Origin of the sequence: Marinobacter salexigens (assembly GCF_018860765.1) — a bacterium.
Classification (GTDB): domain Bacteria; phylum Pseudomonadota; class Gammaproteobacteria; order Pseudomonadales; family Oleiphilaceae; genus Marinobacter; species Marinobacter salexigens_A.
The window spans coordinates 491,847-511,378 of sequence record NZ_JAHKPV010000021.1 but is presented as its reverse complement, the minus strand read 5'-3'; the positions used below and the strand labels follow the sequence as shown (position 1 = coordinate 511,378).

18 protein-coding genes are annotated in these 19,532 nt (G+C 52.2%); 16 read left to right on the top strand and 2 right to left on the bottom strand.

The window, feature by feature from the left end:
• Positions 1 to 66: 66 nt before the first annotated feature.
• The 14 genes from rpmF to KO508_RS15900 all read left to right on the top strand — a co-directional run bounded on the left by rpmF (position 67) and on the right by KO508_RS15900 (position 14,123).
• A complete protein-coding gene (gene rpmF / locus KO508_RS15965; RefSeq protein WP_200361407.1) occupies positions 67 to 246 on the top strand; it encodes a 50S ribosomal protein L32 in 180 nt (59 codons plus the stop codon).
• Positions 247 to 289: 43 nt separating this feature from the next.
• On the top strand, positions 290 to 1,291 hold the full coding sequence (gene plsX, locus KO508_RS15960) for a phosphate acyltransferase PlsX (RefSeq protein ID WP_216009279.1): 1,002 nt from the start codon (positions 290 to 292) through the stop codon (positions 1,289 to 1,291).
• Positions 1,292 to 1,396: 105 nt separating this feature from the next.
• Positions 1,397 to 2,335, top strand: coding sequence for an ACP S-malonyltransferase (gene fabD / locus KO508_RS15955; protein WP_216009278.1), 939 nt, complete (start codon positions 1,397 to 1,399; stop codon positions 2,333 to 2,335).
• Positions 2,336 to 2,409: 74 nt separating this feature from the next.
• Positions 2,410 to 3,153, top strand: a complete 744-nt coding sequence (fabG, locus tag KO508_RS15950; RefSeq protein WP_216009277.1) for a 3-oxoacyl-ACP reductase FabG — start codon at positions 2,410 to 2,412, stop codon at positions 3,151 to 3,153.
• A 135-nt stretch (positions 3,154 to 3,288) separates the two neighbouring features.
• Entirely contained in the window at positions 3,289 to 3,522 is a 234-nt protein-coding gene (acpP, locus tag KO508_RS15945; protein ID WP_012136033.1) for an acyl carrier protein, read from the top strand.
• Positions 3,523 to 3,659: 137 nt separating this feature from the next.
• Complete coding sequence (fabF, locus tag KO508_RS15940; RefSeq protein ID WP_216009276.1) at positions 3,660 to 4,907, top strand: beta-ketoacyl-ACP synthase II; 1,248 nt, start codon at positions 3,660 to 3,662, stop codon at positions 4,905 to 4,907.
• A gap of 6 nt (positions 4,908 to 4,913) precedes the next feature.
• Positions 4,914 to 5,741: an aminotransferase class IV gene (locus tag KO508_RS15935; RefSeq protein WP_216009275.1), complete on the top strand. Its 828-nt coding sequence runs from the start codon at positions 4,914 to 4,916 to the stop codon at positions 5,739 to 5,741.
• Between the two features lie 5 nt (positions 5,742 to 5,746).
• Positions 5,747 to 6,799 carry an endolytic transglycosylase MltG gene (mltG, locus tag KO508_RS15930; RefSeq protein WP_216009274.1) on the top strand — a complete coding sequence of 351 codons (1,053 nt, stop codon included), beginning with the start codon at positions 5,747 to 5,749 and terminating at the stop codon, positions 6,797 to 6,799.
• The gene (gene tmk, locus KO508_RS15925; RefSeq protein WP_216009273.1) at positions 6,796 to 7,431 is read left to right on the top strand and encodes a dTMP kinase; all 636 of its coding nucleotides are present in this window, start codon (positions 6,796 to 6,798) and stop codon (positions 7,429 to 7,431) included. The genes mltG and tmk overlap by 4 nt, the downstream gene beginning before the upstream one ends.
• Before the next feature lie 38 nt (positions 7,432 to 7,469).
• Positions 7,470 to 8,249 (top strand): helix-turn-helix domain-containing protein, encoded by a 780-nt coding sequence (locus tag KO508_RS15920; RefSeq protein ID WP_216009272.1) that lies wholly within the window; start codon positions 7,470 to 7,472, stop codon positions 8,247 to 8,249.
• A 303-nt stretch (positions 8,250 to 8,552) separates the two neighbouring features.
• Complete coding sequence (putP, locus tag KO508_RS15915) at positions 8,553 to 10,046, top strand: sodium/proline symporter PutP (protein ID WP_216009271.1); 1,494 nt, start codon at positions 8,553 to 8,555, stop codon at positions 10,044 to 10,046.
• Positions 10,047 to 10,247: 201 nt separating this feature from the next.
• Positions 10,248 to 11,255, top strand: coding sequence for a TAXI family TRAP transporter solute-binding subunit (locus KO508_RS15910; RefSeq protein WP_216009270.1), 1,008 nt, complete (start codon positions 10,248 to 10,250; stop codon positions 11,253 to 11,255).
• Positions 11,255 to 13,390, top strand: coding sequence for a TRAP transporter permease (locus tag KO508_RS15905; protein WP_216009269.1), 2,136 nt, complete (start codon positions 11,255 to 11,257; stop codon positions 13,388 to 13,390). Before KO508_RS15910 ends, KO508_RS15905 begins: the two co-directional genes overlap by 1 nt.
• Positions 13,377 to 14,123, top strand: a complete 747-nt coding sequence (locus tag KO508_RS15900) for a sulfite exporter TauE/SafE family protein (RefSeq protein WP_216009268.1) — start codon at positions 13,377 to 13,379, stop codon at positions 14,121 to 14,123. The genes KO508_RS15905 and KO508_RS15900 overlap by 14 nt, the downstream gene beginning before the upstream one ends.
• Before the next feature lie 81 nt (positions 14,124 to 14,204).
• On the opposite strand, the gene KO508_RS15895 is transcribed toward KO508_RS15900, so the two are convergent.
• Positions 14,205 to 16,799, bottom strand: a complete 2,595-nt coding sequence (locus KO508_RS15895) for a bifunctional aconitate hydratase 2/2-methylisocitrate dehydratase (RefSeq protein ID WP_216009792.1) — start codon at positions 16,797 to 16,799, stop codon at positions 14,205 to 14,207.
• Between the two features lie 214 nt (positions 16,800 to 17,013).
• Between KO508_RS15895 and KO508_RS15890 the strand changes: the two genes are divergently transcribed.
• Positions 17,014 to 17,619, top strand: coding sequence for a tRNA-(ms[2]io[6]A)-hydroxylase (locus KO508_RS15890; RefSeq protein WP_216009791.1), 606 nt, complete (start codon positions 17,014 to 17,016; stop codon positions 17,617 to 17,619).
• A gap of 15 nt (positions 17,620 to 17,634) precedes the next feature.
• Here KO508_RS15890 and KO508_RS15885 read toward each other — a convergent pair whose 3' ends face one another.
• Entirely contained in the window at positions 17,635 to 18,519 is an 885-nt protein-coding gene (locus KO508_RS15885; RefSeq protein WP_216009267.1) for a LysR family transcriptional regulator, read from the bottom strand.
• A gap of 144 nt (positions 18,520 to 18,663) precedes the next feature.
• On the opposite strand from KO508_RS15885, the gene KO508_RS15880 reads away from it, so the two are divergent.
• Positions 18,664 to 19,434: a ferredoxin--NADP reductase gene (locus tag KO508_RS15880; protein ID WP_216009266.1), complete on the top strand. Its 771-nt coding sequence runs from the start codon at positions 18,664 to 18,666 to the stop codon at positions 19,432 to 19,434.
• The last annotated feature ends 98 nt before the right edge of the window (positions 19,435 to 19,532 follow it).

Genomic DNA, 19,532 nt, shown 5'->3' with positions numbered 1-19,532 from the left:
AACGAACACACGTTATTCGTAACCCTATTCAAGTAAAGTTTACGTTAACAGGTCAGGAGTAGAACCATGGCTGTACAGAAGAACCGTAAGACTCGTTCCAAGCGTGGCATGCGTCGTGCCCACGATGCTCTCAGCACTGCAGCTCTGAGCACGGATTCAACAACCGGCGAAGTTCATCGTCGTCACCACGTGTCTCCGGACGGATTTTACCGTGGTAAGCAGGTAATCGAGTCTAACGACGAGTAATCTCGTTGCATTACCGCACAATCCTCAGTCGAATGGCCAAGCGGTGAAACCGGTTACCATAGCGATTGATGCCATGAGTGGTGATCGGGGTGCCGCAGTAGTCGTTGCTGCAGCTCTTGAAGCGGTGCGCGAAAATAAAGCCTTAAGTTTTATTCTGGTGGGAATCCGGAGTGAGCTTGAGGCTTTTTTGCATGATGGGCATCCGCGAATCCGTATTGTTGAAGCTGCAGATGTTGTGCGCATGAATGAGCGTCCCTCGCATGCGCTGCGGCATAAGAAAAACTCGTCTATGGCGATTGCTTTGAGTCTGGTCCGTGATGGCGAGGCTCAGGGCTGTGTCAGTGCGGGTAATACCGGTGCTTTGATGGCGTTTGGCCGTTCTATCATCCGTATGTACCCGGGTATTGAGCGCCCGGCAATAGCCAAGTTGATACCTTCGTTAAGAGGGCGCTGCCATGTTCTGGATCTGGGTGCCAACGTGGACTCCAGCGCCGAGAACCTCTATCAGTATGCCTTGATGGGTTCTTTGATGGCCTCGGCAATCTGCAGCCAGGGCGAGCCCCGCGTAGCTTTGCTGAATGTGGGCGAGGAAGAAATAAAAGGCAACGAACAGGTTCGTCTAGCCTCCCATATGCTTGCCCAATGTGATTCGATTAACTATATCGGCTACGTAGAGGGTAGTGATTTATTTCGCGATGTTGCGGATGTAGTGGTGTGTGATGGTTTTGTAGGCAATATCGCGCTAAAAACCGGAGAAGGTGTAGCCGGGTTGCTGATCGAACTTATGGAGCAGGCATTGACCCGTACGCTATATGGCCGCTTTGTGGGCCTACTTGCACGCCCCATTATTGGGCGACTCCTTCGTTTGATGGATCCTTCTCGCCATAATGGCGCGAGTCTTCTTGGCCTTCAGGGCGTGGTCATTAAAAGCCATGGCAATGCGAATGAGCGTGCTATGTTGGCCGCCATTCGTCAGGCGGTTGGTGAAGTTGAGCTTGAAGTGCCAAGGCGCATTAATGAGCGTCTTGATGATCTAATGCTTTGAGCGCCTAATGCTTGGCCGTTTGGTCCGGCTTACTCGCGCAAATATCAGCCAGGTTGTACTATTGGCTAATCTCCCAAAACTTCCAATAACGATAAGATCCCGCTCATGAAATCAGCCTTTATATTTCCCGGACAGGGCTCTCAATCGGTTGGCATGCTATCCGGTGCTGCCGATTCATGGCCCATGATCAACAAAACCTTCGCTGAAGCGTCTAACGTGCTTGGCTACGATCTGTGGGACCTGTGCCAGAAAGGCCCGGCAGAAGAACTCAACCAGACTATGAATACCCAGCCAGCGATGCTGACGGCCAGCGTTGCATTGTGGCGAGAGTGGTTTGTGGCCGGTGGGCCGCGGCCGGATTTTCTGGCGGGCCACAGTTTAGGTGAATACAGTGCGCTAGTGGCGGCTGAAAGCCTCGATTTTGTCGAAGCTGTCAAGCTTGTGCGCTTGCGCGGCGAATTGATGCAAGAAGCCGTTCCTGCAGGCGAAGGTAAGATGGCTGCTATTCTTGGTTTGGAGGATGCAGACGTTGTTGCGGCCTGTGATGAAGCGGCCAACGGCGATGTGGTGTCCGCAGTGAACTTTAATGCGCCGGGGCAGGTGGTGATTGCGGGTTCGGCTACAGCCGTTGAGCGCGCCATTGAAGCCTGCAAGGCAAAAGGCGCCCGTAAGGCCATGCCTCTGCCTGTTAGTGTTCCGTCCCACTGCGCTCTAATGAAAGATGCCGCAGAAGAGTTGGCTCAGGCTCTGGATGTAGTTCGTTTTAACGATGCTGTCATTCCTGTAATACAGAATGTTAACGCTGCAGCTGTTACAGATTCGGCTACACTGAAGGCTAATCTGATAAAGCAGCTTTATTCGCCGGTGTTATGGGCGGATTCGATGCGTACTTTAGTTGGGAGCGATGTTAAGGTCGCTCTTGAATGTGGCACTGGCAAAGTGCTGGCCGGCTTGGCCAAGCGAATTGATCGAGGACTCGCCGTTCATGGCATGGAAAGCCCTGAGTCGCTAACGGCTGCGCTTGCTGCATTTGAACAGTCATAAGGATGTCTTGAGAACATTCTTATGATGTTTTGAAAACGTCGTGATAAATAAGTCGTGGTAAAAGGGAGTCCTAAATGTCTCTGGAAGGCAAAACAGCACTGGTAACCGGTGCTACCCGTGGAATCGGAAAAGCCATCGCTCTAGTACTTGCTAGTCAGGGTGCGGAGGTTGTGGGTACTGCGACCAGCGCTGATGGCGCAGCAACCATTACAGAGACGCTCAAGGCTGCGGGTGCCAATGGCTATGGCATTGTAATGAACGTAGCTGATCCTGAAAGCATTGAGGCGGGTCTGAAAGCGATAGCAGAGAAATCAGCAGCACCTCTGATTTTGGTCAATAACGCAGGTATCACCCGTGATAATCTGTTGATGCGGCTTAAGGACGACGATTGGGCATCGGTGCTCGAAACCAACCTCTCAAGCGTGTACCGTACGAGTAAAGCTGTTATTCGAGGTATGGCAAAAGCACGCTGGGGGCGCATTATTAACGTCAGCTCCGTGGTGGCGAGCATGGGTAATGCTGGGCAGGCCAACTATTGTGCCGCGAAGGCCGGTGTTGAGGGCTTTACCCGCAGTCTGGCCAAAGAAATGTCGAATCGGGGCATCACAGCAAACAGCGTTGCGCCCGGATTTATCGACACAGACATGACAAAAAAACTGGACGACAAGCAACGCGAGGCTATGCTGGAAATCATACCCGCGGGTCGTTTTGGGCAGCCGGAAGAAGTGGCGGCTATTGTTGCTTTTCTGGCATCGGATGCTGCCGGTTACGTGAGTGGAGAGACCATTCATGTAAATGGCGGGATGTACATGGGATAAGCTCCGGTTTCGGGGCTCGTGCGCAACTCCTTGTCGCACAACATGTTTAACCGGATCCCTGCTTGTTTGCAGGTAGGGTTTACACTAAACTGGCAGCACTTGAGTTGCTTGGTAGATACACAAAGTGAGGACATTATGAGTACAGTTGAAGAGCGCGTTAAGAAGATTGTTTGTGAACAACTGGGCGTTAAAGAGTCCGAAGTTCAGAACTCATCTTCTTTTGTTGAGGATCTTGGCGCTGACTCACTGGACACCGTTGAGCTGGTGATGGCACTGGAAGAGGAATTTGAAACTGAAATTCCAGACGAAGAAGCCGAGAAGCTAGCCAGTGTTCAGGACGCGATCGACTACATCGTCGCGCATACCTGATACTCTGCATTTTAGTTAGCCAGGCGAAAGCCGTCCTTGTCATTTAGTGAAGGACGGCTTTTTTATTGCCAAAAATCACCCGTGCTTCGGGTCCCTTCAGTAATGCCGATAGATGAAACGATCAGGTGAGTGGAGTTATGAGTAAACGGCGGGTTGTTATCACTGGTATGGGAATGCTGTCTCCATTGGGAAACGATGTTGCGTCTTCCTGGGAAGGTATTTTAGCTGGGCGCAGCGGAATCGGAATGATCGACCGTTTTGACGCGTCTGAGTACAACACTCGCATTGGTGGTGCAATCAAAGATCTGGATCTGGAGTCTTATCTCTCCTCCAAAGAAGCTAGAAAGCTGGATGCGTTTATTCACTATGGTTTGATCGCAGCCCAACAAGCCGTTGATGATAGTGGTCTGGCGGATTACGAGGCTCTGGATCTCGACCGGGCGGGCATTGCTATCGGCTCGGGTATTGGCGGGCTGGAATACATCGAAAAAAGCGTGCTGACAATGGACAAGTCTGGCCCGCGTAAGGTGTCGCCTTTCTTTGTTCCAGCATCCGTTATCAACATGATTTCAGGCAACGCAGCCATTCGTTTCGGATATCGTGGGCCCAATATTGCCATCGTGACTGCCTGCACCACGGGTACACATAACATTGGTTACGCTGCCCGCACTATTGCCTATGGTGATGCGGATGTCATGTTGGCTGGTGGCTCTGAAATGGCAACTACTCGCACCGGCATTGCTGCGTTTGCCTCAGCCCGCGCACTTTCAACCCGTAATGACGAGCCCGAGCAAGCCAGTCGCCCATGGGATAAGGATCGCGACGGATTTGTGCTCAGCGATGGTGCTGGCGTCGTGGTCATGGAGGAGTTGGAGCACGCTAAAAAGCGTGGAGCCACTATTTATGGTGAGCTAGTCGGCTTTGGCATGAGCGATGATGCCCACCACATTACAGCGCCGCCAGAAGCCGGTGAAGGCGCCGCCAAATCAATGCAGAATGCATTGCGGGATGCTGGACTGAAGCCGGAAGATGTTGATTACATCAATGCCCATGGTACCTCAACACAGGTCGGTGATGTGGCTGAAATTGCTGCGGCCAAGCGCGTATTTGGTAGCCACGCGGCTCGACTTGCTATGAGTAGTACCAAATCCATGACTGGGCATTTGCTGGGTGCTGCTGGTGCCGTTGAAGCTATTTTTTCGCTGCTAGCTATACGCGATGGTGTGCTGCCGCCAACGATTAATCTCGATAACCCGGATGAAGGCTGCGATCTGGATCTGGTGCCTAACACCTGTCGCAAATCCGACGTGCGTGTGGTTCTCTCTAACTCGTTCGGCTTTGGTGGCACCAACGGCACTTTGATTATGCGCCGCTTCGAAGGCTAAGGCGCTATGTTCAACCTGTATTGGGCTGATGAAAGTGGCTTTCCCGCAGGTGACCGAGGTGCGGTATACGGTGACGGCCTTTTCGAAACCATAAGAATGCACGGTAATCGAGGTGTGCTTTTATCGCGCCACCTAGACCGCATGGTTCGCGATGCGGGAAGGTTAGGCATCCCGGTCGCACTCAGAGATCTAAGCAAAGCCTACAGTGCCGCCGTTAGCCGTTACGTATCTCGATACACTGGTAAGGCAGGCGACGATTGGATTCTCAAATTGACCCTAACCAGAGGTGAAGGGGGGCGTGGGTACCAGCCCGGTGCCGGTATACGGCCGAATCTAATTGTGTCCGCTAGCCCTATGCCTACATTGCCAACCCCCGCAGGTGTTGCTGTGGATTTCTCCCGGGTTCCGCTTACAGTGAACCCTTTGCTTACCGGCATTAAGTCTCTTAATCGGCTGGAACAAGTGATGGCTGCAAGAGAGATTGATGGCGAGTTGTTTGAAGTCATCATGGCTGACAATGACGGGAATTTGGTTGAGGGTACCCGTACCAATTTACTTCTTAAGGTGCCAAATGGTTGGGTAACCCCGCCCACCAAAAGCCTTGCCGTTGCTGGCATACTACGGCAGTGGTTGTTGGAATGGCTCCGCGCAAAGGGGGAGCTTGTTATAGAGCGTGCCATGGGTATCGGGGATGTTATGGCTCCGGATTGTCAGGGGCTTTACCTTCTGAACAGTGTTTTGGGCATTGTTCCCGTGCGCCAACTTGCTGGTCAGGATTTGCCTGCAGATGATGGAGTTGCGACAATCTTTAATCCTCTCGAACTGTTGGAATAATTCGCTTGTTCAAGAAACTTCTTATCGCGGTAATTTGTGCTGCCGTGCTTATTGGTGCGGGCTCGGGGCTATGGGTTTGGCAGGGGCTTGGGTCACTGTCAAAGCCGGTTACTTTAACTGAGCCGGTGCTGTTTGATGTTCCTAATGGCACAACCTTTAACGATGTGGCCCGGCAGTTGCGCAGCCGCAAACTGGTTGAAGATAGCCTGTGGGTGCGAATTTACGGTCGTTTGTTTCCCGATCAGGCCAGAATAAAGGCAGGGGAGTATGAGTTTACCGATGGCATGAGCGCTGAAGCTATGCTTTCTAAAATGGTTGCGGGCGATACCAAACATTGGTCAGTGCAGTTTATTGAGGGTTGGACCTTCCGCGACATGCGCTCAGCTCTCGCAGTCACCGAGCGCCTTGAGAAGCTTACGTCTGAATGGTCGGATGCTCAAATCATGGAAGCTGTTGGTGCAGAGGGAGAGCATCCCGAGGGGCGGTTTTTCCCCGACACTTACCTGTTTACCAGCAGTGAATCGGACCTTGATTTGCTCCGACGTTCATTTCGTCGCATGGAGTCCGTGCTTGCGGAGGAGTGGGAGAGCCGCGCCAAGAGCCTGCCATACGATAATGCATATGAGGCTTTGATTATGGCCTCCATTGTAGAGCGCGAAACCGGTGCCCCCCACGAGCGGGATCAAGTAGCGGGCGTATTTGTCCGGCGACTGCAAAAGGGCATGCGATTGCAGACGGATCCCACCGTAATCTATGGCATGGGAGATAAGTATAAAGGCCGCATAGGCAGCAAAGACTTGCGCATCCACACGCCATATAACACCTACCGCATTAGCGGGTTGCCCCCAACACCCATTGCTTTGCCGGGCCGTGAAGCCATTCATGCATCGTTGCATCCGGGCTCCGGCAAGGCTTTGTATTTTGTTGCTCGCGGTGACGGTACCCATAAGTTCTCCAACACGTTAGCTGAGCACCAAAAAGCCGTACGCGCGTTTCAGCTCAACCGCCGGTCGGATTACCGGTCTTCACCTGCTCCCGACAAGGATGAGAACAAATGACTGTCCGTGGCCGCTTTATTACCTTCGAGGGGTCCGAGGGTGTGGGCAAGTCGACCCAGATCACTAACGCTGCTGAAACCCTTAAAGAACTAGGGATTGACTGTATAGTGACCCGAGAGCCGGGTGGCACGCCTCTGGCTGAAGCGATTCGAGAAGTGCTTTTGTCGCCGCGGGACGAGTCGGTGAACGATCTCACTGAATTGCTACTAATGTTTGCTGCCCGCGCACAGCACTTGCACACACTTATTCTTCCTGCGTTGGAGAAGGGGCAGTGGGTACTTTGTGATCGTTTTACCGATGCCACATTTGCTTATCAGGGCGGAGGCCGTGGCGTGCCAAGCGAGCGAATTGCTTTATTGGAAACCTTAGTGCAGGGGGAGATGCGTCCAGACCACGTGGTGTTATTGGATGCGCCAGTCGAAACCGGCATGATGCGGGCGAGGCATCGGGGGCAGCTGGATCGTTTCGAACAAGAGACGGTTTCTTTTTTTCAGCGTATTCGCGATACCTATCTGGTCCGCGCTGACGCTGAACCGTCCCGCTATAATATCGTGGATGCAGCAGGGTCACTGGAGCAAGTCAGTACCCATATTCGCGAACTTATGTGCAAGTTCGGGTCAGATCTGCTTTAATTGAGTTACATTCTCACTCTAAGGTTCCGGTTGCGTCTATGCTGGATGCCCGTTTACTCAAGCTCCCAATCGCATCTCACCAGCACCGTCATGAACATCACCAGATAGTCATCGGTGTTCAGGGTGAGGCAGATTTGAGTGTTGATGGAACCGGCTCTCATCTGGACACCTGGAAAGCCTGCTTTGTGCCTACAGAAGCCAAGCATGATTACTGTGGTGATCAACAAAACCACGTGATGGTCATTAATCTCGACCCCTCGGCTCCTGCTATGGCTACTCCGAACCATGCCGACTATGAGCGCATGGTTCGTGTGTTCGAAAAGCCCCGAACGATCCAGATGGACAGCAGTTTGCAGGGGTTGGTTCAGTTTGCGGCTAGCGAGTTTGACCGTTCGCCCGGTAATCTTGCAATGCACGCTCATCTCGCCGCTAGCATCCTCTATTGCATGGCCGATAGAGTCGTGGACCCTAAGGTGGTGGCGCCCACTCGCCACAGTCTCAGCCCAGACGCCATGCAGCGCTACATACGAGCCAATCTGCATCGGAAGATTAGCGTGCAGGAATTAGCCAGTGAGGCCTGCTTGAGTGTAAGCCGCTTCCATGAAGTATTTCGCGAAGTGGTTGGAACTACGCCGCACCAATTTTTGTTACAAGCACGTCTCAATCAGGCTATTAATCTTTTAGCTTCAACGTCTCTTTCGGTGTCGGAAATCAGTTATCGTGTTGGCTTCTCGTCTCAAAGTGCCCTGACGAATGCGTTGCGCAAACACAAGGGTACTACCCCCACGAGACTGCAGGCCCGTGACGTTGTTGCCTGACCGGCTTTGAAATAAATCTACTCCCGTAGAATTCCATAAAAGAATCGTAGGATTTTGTAAGCCGCAAATACGTAGTAATACTAGGCTTGTCGTGTCAAATCTCGTCTTGTCGATCTGTTGGTCGGGGCGGTCGCAAATTGGCAATACTTAACTATAGTTAAGGCTAAGAGTGCGACACGTTGCCTCGCTCAAGTTCGAAAGACATCCCAGTAAACAAGAAGAATGACACAGTAAGCTGGCGCCCGCGTCAGGTCTGTGCTTTGCGAGCGGATATAATCCGACTCATTAAACCGGAGGAGTTCCATGGCTATTGGTGTTTGGATTAGTCTATTTGCTTATTTTGCAGTGATGATTGGCATCGGCCTTTTTGCGATGCGCACATCAACTTCCTCATCCGAGGATTACATGCTTGGTGGCAGGGGGCTCAGCCCCAAGGTAGCAGCCTTGTCTGCTGGCGCGTCGGACATGAGCGGCTGGTTGCTTCTGGGTCTTCCGGGCGCGATGTACGTATCGGGTCTGGCTTCTGCCTGGATCGGTGTTGGTCTGTTTGTTGGCGCATTTATTAACTGGGTTCTCGTTGCACCTAGATTGCGTGCACAGACAGTGCATTATGGCAACGCCCTGACTATTCCGGCCTTCCTAGCAAACCGCTTTCCCACCAAGGCACTACCACTTAGAACTGTAGCGGCAGTGGTTATTGTGGTGTTTTTCTCGGTGTACACAGCCTCGGGCTTGGTAGCAGGTGGCAAGCTGTTTGAAAGTGCATTTGCCGGAATTTTCACCTTCGGTGGTATGGGTGATTACGGTGTAGGTATCGTCATAACGCTGGGTGTTGTACTTGCCTACACCGTAGTGGGCGGGTTCTTGGCTGTGAGCATGACCGACTTTGTTCAGGGCTGCATCATGATGGTTGCACTGGTTCTCATGCCGGCCGTTGTTCTATTCGGCGAAGGCGGTGGCGGCTTTGCTCAGGCGACAGCAACGTTGAATGAGGTGGATCCCACTCTGCTTTCTTGGACAGAAGGACTTACCTTTATTGGATGGCTTTCAGCAGTGACCTGGGGCCTGGGCTACTTTGGCCAGCCGCACATCATCGTTCGCTTCATGGCAATCCGTTCAGTTAAAGAAGTACCGACTGCTCGTAACATCGGCATGTCTTGGATGGCCATTTCGCTGATTGGCGCGATTGGTCTGGGTATCTTCGGTCGCGCATACGCAGTGCGTAATGGCATGCAAATTGACGATCCCGAAACCATCTTCATTATTCTTGCAGACTTGCTGTTCCACCCGCTGATTACAGGCTTCCTGTATGCAGCCTTGTTGGCCGCAGTTATGAGTACTATCTCCAGTCAGCTTCTGGTGGCATCTTCGTCACTCACAGAAGACTTTTACCGCTTGTTCCTGCGTAAAGAAGCGGGTGACCGCGAGTGTGTAAACGTTGGTCGTGTGTGTGTGGTGTTGGTTGGTCTTGTGGCTGCTGTTATCGCCTCTGACCCCAATTCAAACGTTTTGAGCTTGGTTGGTAACGCCTGGGCGGGCTTCGGTTCGGCGTTTGGTCCCCTGATTATTCTCGCGCTCATGTGGCCGCGTACCAACGGTGCTGGTGCACTGGCGGGTATGGTCGCAGGTGCAGCTACCGCGATGATCTGGGTATCTTTGGGCTGGAACGGTGAGTTCATGGGTGGCCCTGGCGTTTATGAAATCATGCCTGGCTTCGTAGCCTCCTTCATTGCTATCGTGGTGGTGAGTCTTGCCACTTCCGATGCCAATGAGTATCAGGCAGTCGATCATAGCTAAGCAGTTGAACTAAATTTTAAGGCGTTAGAAATAAGAAAAGGGCTCCTGCGGGGGCCCTTTTTTTTGCTTAGTGCGCCCAACTCTTAAAGCCCTCAGTGGTTCGATAGATTAAGGAATTAGCCAGACGGGACACTAGGGACTATCTTTAATGGGCTAGATTCAGACGAATGCGCTAAAAACAATGACAAAAGGAGCAGTTTTATGAGAAAGAACAAGATGTTGAAGTGTGCATCGGGCCTGTTGGCGGCCGCAATGGTTACGCTTTCGGCCGGGGTTCAGGCCGAAGGCAACTACGTTATGGGTACAGCGACGACGGGTGGAACCTACTACCCCGTAGGCGTGGCTATTTCAACACTAATCAAGGTGAAGCTTGAGCCCTCAACGAACATATCGGTTTCCGCAATCAGTTCCGCAGGTTCTGGCGAAAACCTGAAACTTATGGACGAAGACCAGATCCAATTCGGCATTCTCCAAGGGCTTTACGGTGCATATGCGTGGAATGGTACGGGGCCTGTCCCCAAGGCCTATAAAAATCTGCGTTCTGTATCCATGCTTTGGCAGAACGTTGAGCATTTTGTAGTGACCAATAAGGTTTCGAAAACCGGCACCATTGAAGATATGAAGAATCTCTATGGGGAGAGTTTTTCTATTGGCGCTAGAAACTCAGGAACCGAAGGCTCTGGCCGCTTCATTTTGGGTAAAGTCGGCATTGATCTGGAGAAGGTCAACCTTGCTTATCAAGGCTACGGTCCGAGTGCCGATGCTCTACAGAATGGCAATATTGATGGTATGAACATACCGGCGGGCGTACCTGCAGCGGCAGTGACAAGAGCGTACGCCAACATGGGTGAGAAGCTTACTACTCTGGATTTCACGCCGGACCAGATTGCGCAGGTCAATAGTGATTTTGAGTTATGGACAGCCTACACCATTCCAGCCGGCACCTACCCGAAGCAAGCCGAAGACATCAACACCATCGCACAGCCTAACATTCTGGCTGTCCGAGACGATGTGACAGAGAACGATGTGTACGAAATCACCAAAACTATCTATGAAAACCTACCGTTCCTAAACAACATCCATCCGGCAACCAAAGCGATGGCCCTTGAAAAAGCGATTGCTGGCTTACCTATGCCACTCCATCCAGGTGCGGCGCGTTTCTATAAGGAACAGGGGTTGAAGATTCCTGATCGCCTGATTGCGCAGTAATGGTGGCAGATAATACACATAACGAGCCTGAAGTTGCGGTTCGTGACGAGAGTGCAAGCGAGGCAACTGAGCGCTTAGAGCACCGGCTGATCGGGCCGGTGGTCTTCTGGCTTGCAATTGCAACGGCTCTCGCTCACCTCTACTTCAACACGTTCTCTACCTTGTCGGAGTTGTGGAGTTCTGCTCTACACTTCGGTCTTTTTGGTCTGATTTGTACTCTGACCACGCCGATGTTTAGGGCCCGCTCTGCAAGCGGGCAGTGGTTCGTGCTTGGCATTGACCTTATGCTCGGGTTTACCGCGCTGGCCTGTGCTTTTTACTTGATCCTCTTTGAGGATGATTTGTATCAGCGCGGGTTTAATTTTGACACCGGCGACTGGCTTGTTTCCATCGTATCAGTCGCACTTATATTGGAACTGGCGCGCCGCACCGTGGGCTGGTTTATCCCCGTTCTATGTGCGGTGGCATTAACGTATGTGGCTTGGTGGGGCCAGTATGTTGAAGGTATTTTCAATTTCCCCGGCTTGTCTTGGGAGACGGTTTTGTATCGTTCCTATATCGGCGGCCAAGGAATGTTAGGCTCTATCGCCCGAATTTCTTGGACCTACGTGTTCATGTTCATTTTGTTCGGTGCTTTTCTGGTTAAGTCTGGGGCAGGTGATTTCATCATAGAATTGGCGCGCTGCGCTGCAGGGCGCTTTGTGGGTGGCCCTGGGTTTGTCGCGGTATTTGCTTCCGGCCTCATGGGGTCGGTCTCTGGCTCCAGTGTTGCCAATACGGTTTCAACCGGTGTAATTACCATTCCGCTGATGCGTAAGGCGGGCTTTCCAGCGCGCTTTGCGGCTGGTGTAGAAGCGGCGGCCTCTACAGGTGGCCAGCTTATGCCCCCGGTGATGGGGGCAGGAGCATTTATCATGGCCTCATATACGCAGGTGTCTTACCTAACCATTATTGGCGTTGCGGCTCTGCCTGCTCTTCTTTATTTCATTTCTGTAGCCATGTTTGTTCGTATTGAGGCCAAGCGCAGCCATGCGGTCAAATTGGAAGACGACGCTGCGCCGTCACTCAAAGACGTTCTTAAGGGTGGCTGGCATTTTCTCCTGCCGTTGATCGTTTTGGTTGCGGCCCTTGTGTATGGATTCACTCCAACTTATGCGGCGGGGATAGCCATTGTGTCGGTTATCTTGGCGTCTTGGCTTTCAAAGAACCCTATGGGGTTTAGGGATATCTTCGATGCTCTGGCGATGGGTACCCGAAATATCACGACGACTGCGATACTGTTGATCACAGTGGGCCTCATTGTGATGGTTGTGTCCACGACGGGTATAGGCAATACCTTTTCGCTGATGATTACCGACTGGGCCGGTGGAAGTTTGTTAATTACCATCCTTCTTGTGGCTTTGGCTTCGTTAATCTTGGGGATGGGGCTGCCTGTAACTGCTGCCTATATTGTGCTTGCGACACTATCGGCACCGGCGATTTATAATCTCATCGCTCAGAGCCAGTTGGTCGAGCTCATGGTAAGCGGCAATTTACCGGATCAGGCCAAAGCCATCTTTATGCTTGCCGCGCCTGAGCGGCTGCCGCTGCTAGATGCGCCTATGGATGTGGCAACCGCCCGGGAGATGCTCGCTTTGGTGCCGGATACCTTCAGTAGCCAACTTTTAGAGCAAGCGTTATCTCCGGCTGCTCTTTCGATGTTGTTAGTGGCAGCCCACATGATTATTTTTTGGTTGTCGCAGGATTCTAACGTTACGCCACCGGTTTGCTTGACTGCCTTCGCTGCTGCCGCTATCGCGGGAACGCCGCAGATGCGCACCGGGTTTACCGCCTGGAAGCTTGCCAAGGGATTGTATATAGTGCCTTTGCTGTTTGCCTTCTCGCCTCTCATCACCGGCGATTTCACCGAAATGATTCAGGTGTTTTGTTTTGGGCTATTTGGTATCTACGCCATTATTGCAGGCCTTGAAGGTTATCTTGAGCACAAGCTCAACCTGCTGGTGAGGATTCTATTGTTTCCCCTCGGCGCCCTTATGCTCTGGCCCCATGGACAGATACTGGTGGATGGTGCGGGGCTGATTGTTTTTCTTGCAGTATTGGTCTGGAGTAGTCGAGCGCAGCATGACAGCACTTGATGTAATGGCACTGCTGGCGCTCGGTAGTATAGCAGGGTTCATTAATGTACTTTCGGCAGGCGGTTCTATGCTTACTCTACCGCTGCTAATGCTTCTGGGTTTGCCGCCGCAGGTTGCCAACGGCACCAACAGGGTTGCAATCATTCTACAGAGTACAACAGCGGTGGCGGGCTTCAAGCGCCTCGGTCATGGCAACCTCAGGGTAAGCTTGCATCTTGCTGTGCCGGCTGTTCTAGGGTCGCTATTGGGTGCTTGGATAGCGACTTGGGTCGCTGATGCTATATTTGAGGTGGTGCTGATCGCTGCCATGATTGGTGCATCTGTGTTTATGTTGCTACCCCAGCCTAAGGTAGATACCAATCCGCTAACTCCCGAGCGGCTTGGCCCGGTTATTTATGCTGCCATGTTTTTAATTGGTGTTTACGGCGGCTTTATTCAGGTGGGTGTGGGCGCCCTGTTTATCGTTGTTTTGTACCGCATGCTGCGTATAGATCTTCGGCAGGTCAATGTGTTCAAAGTGTCTATTATTTTGTTATACACCGTTCCAGCTTTGATGGTATTTGCCATTAATGATCAGGTTCGGTGGGGTGTGGGCTTGGTTCTCGCCGCTGGCAACATCACGGGCGCTTTTGTGGCCGTTAAAGTGAATTTGAGTGAGAAGGGCGCGCAGTGGGTAAAGTGGATTACCTTGTTTATGGCGGGCGCAATACTGGTTCGGCTGGTGTTCTACTAACTAACCAGAGAGTGCGACCACAAAAAACGCCAACCCGGAGGTTGGCGTTTTTTGTGGAGCTAAACCTTAAAAGGTGATTGCTTACGCGATATCCGCTTCAGCAGCCTTCTTGGTGTAGTTCTCCATCTGGTCGAAGTTCAGGTACTTGTAAATCTCTGAAGACATGCTGTTCAGATCCTTGGCGTACTCCATGTACTCCTCAGCTGAGGGTAGTTTGCCTAGGATGGCGCCTACAGCTGCCAGTTCCGCAGAGGTCAGGTACACGTTTGCACCATCCCCCAACCGGTTCGGGAAGTTACGGGTGGATGTTGACAACACAGTACTCTTGGCCGCTACACGCGCCTGGTTGCCCATGCACAATGAACAACCTGGCATTTCAGTCCGCACACCTGCAGTACCATAGATGTTGAAGTAACCTTCTTCCATCAGTTGCGCCTGGTCCATCTTGGTTGGTGGAGACATCCAGAGGCGAGTTTTCAGCGGTTCTTTGTTCGCCTCAAGCAGTTTGCCAGCAGCGCGGAAGTGGCCGATGTTAGTCATGCAGGAGCCAATGAACACTTCGTCCACCTTGTCGCCAGCTACTTCGGACAACGTGCGTGCGTCGTCCGGATCGTTCGGGCAGCACACGATCGGCTCTTTGATGTCCGCCAGATCGATTTCTACAACGTGTGCATACTCAGCGTCTTTGTCAGCACGCATAAGCTTCGGATTGGCTAGCCATTCTTCCATCTGCTGTGCACGGCGCTCCAGAGTGCGCGCGTCACCGTAACCTTCAGTGATCATCCAGCGCAGCATAGTGATGTTGGAACGCAGGTACTCTGCTACAGACTCTTCAGACAGGTTGATGGTACAACCCGCAGCGGAGCGCTCGGCAGATGCGTCAGACAGCTCAAATGCTTGTTCAACAGTCAGGCTCTCGAGGCCTTCGATTTCCAGAATGCGACCTGAGAATTCGTTGATCTTGCCTTTCTTCTCAACGGTCAGCATGCCTTGTTTGATACCGTAGAGGGGAATGGCATGTACCAGATCACGCAAAGTGATACCCGGCTGCATTTCGCCTTTAAAGCGAACCAGCACAGACTCAGGCATGTCCAGAGGCATAACGCCGGTTGCTGCTGCAAAAGCGACCAGACCAGAACCGGCCGGGAAAGAAATGCCCATTGGGAAGCGGGTGTGGGAGTCACCACCGGTGCCGACTGTGTCTGGCAGTAGCATGCGGTTCAACCAGGAGTGGATGATGCCGTCACCTGGGCGAAGGGCAACACCGCCACGGGTTTGAATGAAGTCTGGCATGGTGTGCTGCATTTCAACGTCAACCGGCTTCGGGTAAGCCGCTGTGTGACAGAAAGACTGCATAACCAGATCTGCCTGAAAGCCCAGACACGCCAGATCTTTCAGTTCGTCGCGAGTCATCGGACCGGTTGTGTCCTGAGAGCCAACGGTGGTCATGTGTGGCTCGCAGTAGGTGCCGGGGCGAACGCCTTGACCTTCTTCCAGGCCACAAGCCTTGCCGACCATCTTCTGGCCCAGAGTGAAGCCTTTAGTTCCAGCTTCCGGATCTTTCGGAAGACGGAAGAGGTCGGTTGCGCCCAGATTCAGGGCAGCACGCGCCTTGGCAGTGAGGCCACGGCCGATGATCAGAGGAATACGGCCGCCAGCCTGAACTTCATCCAGAATAACGTCAGATTTGAAATCGAACTCGGAGATGGTTTCACCGGCTTCGTTCAAAATCTTGCCTTCGTATGGGCGGATTTCAATAACATCGCCCATGTTCATGTTGTCTACAGGTGCTTCGAATACCAGTGCGCCCGCATCTTCCATAGTGTTGAAGAAGATTGGGGCAACCTTGTTACCAATACAAACACCACCAGCACGCTTGTTCGGCACACCCGGAATGTCCTCGCCGAAGAACCACAGCACCGAGTTGGTAGCGGATTTACGGGAAGAACCAGTACCAACAACGTCGCCAACGAAAGCAACAGGTAGGCCTTTGGCTTTGATTTCATCGATCTGGCTCATAGGGCCAGTAACACCGGGCTCTTCCGGCTTCAGGCCATCGCGTTCCATTTTGTAGGCAGCGCGGGCGTGCAGCGGGATGTCCGGGCGGGACCAGGCATCCGGAGCCGGAGACAGGTCGTCGGTGTTGGTTTCGCCGGTAACCTTGAAGACCACCATCTTAGTGCTTTCAGGAACCTTGTCTTTCTTGGTGAACCACTCGGCGTTAGCCCAGGACTCAACAACAGATTTGGCAACGGTGTTGCCAGCATCCATTTTTTCTTTAACGTCGTTGAATGCGTCAAACATCAGCAGTGTGTGCTTAAGTTCTTCACCGGCCAACTCTGCCAGTTCGGCGTTGTCCAGTAGGTCAACCAACGTAGAAATGTTGTAGCCACCCTGCATCATGCCTAGCAGCTGTACCGCTTTTTTATTGTCGATCAGAGGGGAAGAGGCTTCGCCTTTAACAATCGCGCTCAGAAAGGCAGCTTTTACATAGGCGGCTTCATCTACGCCTGGCGGAATACGATTTTCCAGCAGGTCTACCAGTGTTTCTTCTTCACCGGCTGGTGGATTTTTCAATAGTTCAACCAGAGCTGCAGTCTGCTCGGCGTTCAATGGCTTGGGGGGGATGCCCAGAGCGGCACGTTCTGCAACGTGTTCACGGTAAGCTTCTAACACGATATGAACCCTCATCAGTTGGTATGTCCCGCACATTTGGCAATACGCCTGGCGGGAGTTTTATGGCGGAAAGACCGTAAGTTGGCGCTGTATTCTATAGGAAAGCCCTTATAAAGTTAAGCTGGACAGAGGTCGGAGAAAGCTGATAGGTGCGCTATAATCGCCGGTCCTTTGAATTGACGTTGCCGCTTCTATGAACCAAAAAAACGATTCCATGCCCCAAGCGCTTCAAGAAATCCATGAGTTTCTGCCGTGTGTTACGCCGCAGCAGTGGATTGATAACGCGCTGGCTAATCAGGATTTGATGCTGATAGACCACGCTCATTGTGAGAAAAAAGCCGCATCTACAGCGCTCAGCTTGATGTACCGTTATGTTGATAATAGCAATCTACTCAACAAAATGTCCCGGTTGGCACGGGAGGAGTTGCGCCACTTCGAGCAGGTTTTGGCGATTATTGACAAGCGCGGCGTGCCCTATTGCCACCTAACTCCTGCGAGGTATGCTGCAGGCTTGCGCAAGGAGGTGCGCACGGATGACCCCGGGCGGCTGGTGGATGTGATGATTGTGGGCGCTATCATCGAAGCCCGCTCATGCGAACGGTTTGCCGCACTGGTTCCATTTTTAGATGAGGAGCTGGCGGCTTTCTATAGTAGCTTGCTCAAGTCAGAGGCGCGCCACTATCGCGACTATCTTGAGTTGGCCGTGCAGGCCAATCAAGGCCCAGTGGATGAGCGGGTGGCAGAGTTCACGGCAATTGAACAGCAGCTCATTCTGGAACCGGATAGCGAGTTCCGCTTTCATAGCGGGCCGGTGACCTGACGTGTGAGATGAGGTTCAGGCAAGCGCACGGCAGAGCCCGATCCACGCATCAATGCCTGCACTCCGGTACTTCTGTTTGTGCAGTATGAAATAGAACTGGCGTTCAAAGTTCCGGCTTTCGGGCGTTTTCAGTGGCACCAAGCTGCCGCGCTTGAAAGCATCTTCAAGTACCACCTCCGACAAGCAGCCTATGCCCAGATTCGCTTCCACGGCCCGCTTGATGGCTTCTGTATGTTCCAGTTCCAGCAGTACGTTTAGGTTTGGAAGTAGGCCGTGCATGCCGCGATCAAAGCTCTGGCGAGTTCCGGAGCCTTCCTCCCTCATGATCCAAGTCGCGTCGCGAAGATCCTCGTCTGTTAATGTTCCTTTTTTTGCCAATGGGTGCGAAGGTGAACAGAACACTACCAATTGATCTCCGCGCCAAGGCAAGACTTCAAGTTCCGATGATTGTAGTTCGCCTTCGATAAGGCCGATATCAAGTTCGAAGTCTTTGACCCGGCGCGCGATGGTGCTGGTATTGGCCACCTCCAACGACACCTTGGGCTGAGTAGGGGTATTCATGTATTGGGCCATAACGCCAACGGCCAGATAGTTACCTATTGTTAAGGTGGCTCCAACTTTTAATGCGCCAACTTCGGAATGTTTGCTAAAAGCCTGTTCCAGCTCTGTCGCTTGAGCTAGCACCGCTTCTACTTTGGGTCGGTATAGTCGCCCGAGCTCATTCAGTTGGAGGCGCTTGCCAACACGATCAAACAGCTGGATATCAAATTGGTTTTCCAGTTCTTTGAGCGCACTGCTGGCCGCAGACTGAGACATAGCCAGCGATTCGGCCGCACGGGTAATGTTCTGGAAGTGCGCCGCTGCTAAAAAGACTTCGAGTTGCCGGAAGCTGTATTTCATAACAAAATGCTCTAAATCGATGTAGCCGAATAAGGTTATGGGAATATCCCATTTCATCGATAGGTTAGAGGTGGGATAGACTTTAGGCAATTCATATTTGCAACATTCGCCGTCAATAGCGAACCGGACAGGCAAGAGGTTTTTATGAGTAACTTGATAAGAGAAACAGTTACCAGCGTACATCACTGGAACGACACCCTGTTCAGCTTCAAGACCAGTCGTGATCCTGGATTTCGATTCAAGAACGGCCACTTTGTAATGATTGGTCTGGAGTCTGAGGGTAAGCCTTTGATGCGCGCTTACAGTATCGCCAGTGCAAATTACGAAGAAGAGCTAGAGTTTTTCTCAATCAAGGTGCAAGACGGCCCGCTAACGTCCCGCCTGCAGAAGATTCAGGTCGGCGATGAAATTTTGGTGAGTCGCAAGCCTACCGGAACTCTGATTTTGGATAACCTGCTGCCCGGGAAAAACCTCTGGTTGATCAGTACCGGTACCGGGCTGGCGCCATTCATGAGCATCATCAAAGACCCTGAAATTTATGAGGCATTTGATAAGGTCATCCTAACCCACGGCGTGAGATATGTGTCGGAGCTTGCGTATCAGCAAGAAATTGAAGAACTTCCAGAAAACGAATTTTTCGGCGAGATGGTTAAGGGCAAGCTTGAATATTACCCAACGGTTACTCGTGAGCCTTTCCGCAATGAGGGTAGACTTACCCGCGCCATGCAGAGTGGCAAGATAACCGGTGATTTTGGTTTGCCTGACCTGAATGTTGAAGACGACCGGTTTATGATCTGTGGCAGCCCGAGCATGCTCAAGGACACCTGCTCCATCCTTGATGAAATGGGTTTCAAGGAAGCTCGGGGCGGCGATTTGGGTCATTACGTGATTGAGCGGGCCTTCGTAGAGAAGTAGAGTAGAGCGGCGCTCGTCAAGCACGGTGTTAGCACCGCTAAAATCCGCGCAGCACGTGTGAACAAGCAGGGCAGAAGCGTAATGTCCGTCCTGCTTGG

Coding starts and splice junctions, on each gene's coding strand:
- rpmF (WP_200361407.1), top strand. CDS start 67: ATGGCTGTACAGAAGAACCGTAAGACTCGTTCCAAGCGTGGCATGCGT.
- fabD (WP_216009278.1), top strand. CDS start 1,397: ATGAAATCAGCCTTTATATTTCCCGGACAGGGCTCTCAATCGGTTGGC.
- fabG (WP_216009277.1), top strand. CDS start 2,410: ATGTCTCTGGAAGGCAAAACAGCACTGGTAACCGGTGCTACCCGTGGA.
- acpP (WP_012136033.1), top strand. CDS start 3,289: ATGAGTACAGTTGAAGAGCGCGTTAAGAAGATTGTTTGTGAACAACTG.
- fabF (WP_216009276.1), top strand. CDS start 3,660: ATGAGTAAACGGCGGGTTGTTATCACTGGTATGGGAATGCTGTCTCCA.
- KO508_RS15935 (WP_216009275.1), top strand. CDS start 4,914: ATGTTCAACCTGTATTGGGCTGATGAAAGTGGCTTTCCCGCAGGTGAC.
- tmk (WP_216009273.1), top strand. CDS start 6,796: ATGACTGTCCGTGGCCGCTTTATTACCTTCGAGGGGTCCGAGGGTGTG.
- KO508_RS15920 (WP_216009272.1), top strand. CDS start 7,470: ATGCTGGATGCCCGTTTACTCAAGCTCCCAATCGCATCTCACCAGCAC.
- putP (WP_216009271.1), top strand. CDS start 8,553: ATGGCTATTGGTGTTTGGATTAGTCTATTTGCTTATTTTGCAGTGATG.
- KO508_RS15910 (WP_216009270.1), top strand. CDS start 10,248: ATGAGAAAGAACAAGATGTTGAAGTGTGCATCGGGCCTGTTGGCGGCC.
- KO508_RS15905 (WP_216009269.1), top strand. CDS start 11,255: ATGGTGGCAGATAATACACATAACGAGCCTGAAGTTGCGGTTCGTGAC.
- KO508_RS15900 (WP_216009268.1), top strand. CDS start 13,377: ATGACAGCACTTGATGTAATGGCACTGCTGGCGCTCGGTAGTATAGCA.
- KO508_RS15890 (WP_216009791.1), top strand. CDS start 17,014: ATGCCCCAAGCGCTTCAAGAAATCCATGAGTTTCTGCCGTGTGTTACG.
- KO508_RS15885 (WP_216009267.1), bottom strand. CDS start 18,519: ATGAAATACAGCTTCCGGCAACTCGAAGTCTTTTTAGCAGCGGCGCAC.
- KO508_RS15880 (WP_216009266.1), top strand. CDS start 18,664: ATGAGTAACTTGATAAGAGAAACAGTTACCAGCGTACATCACTGGAAC.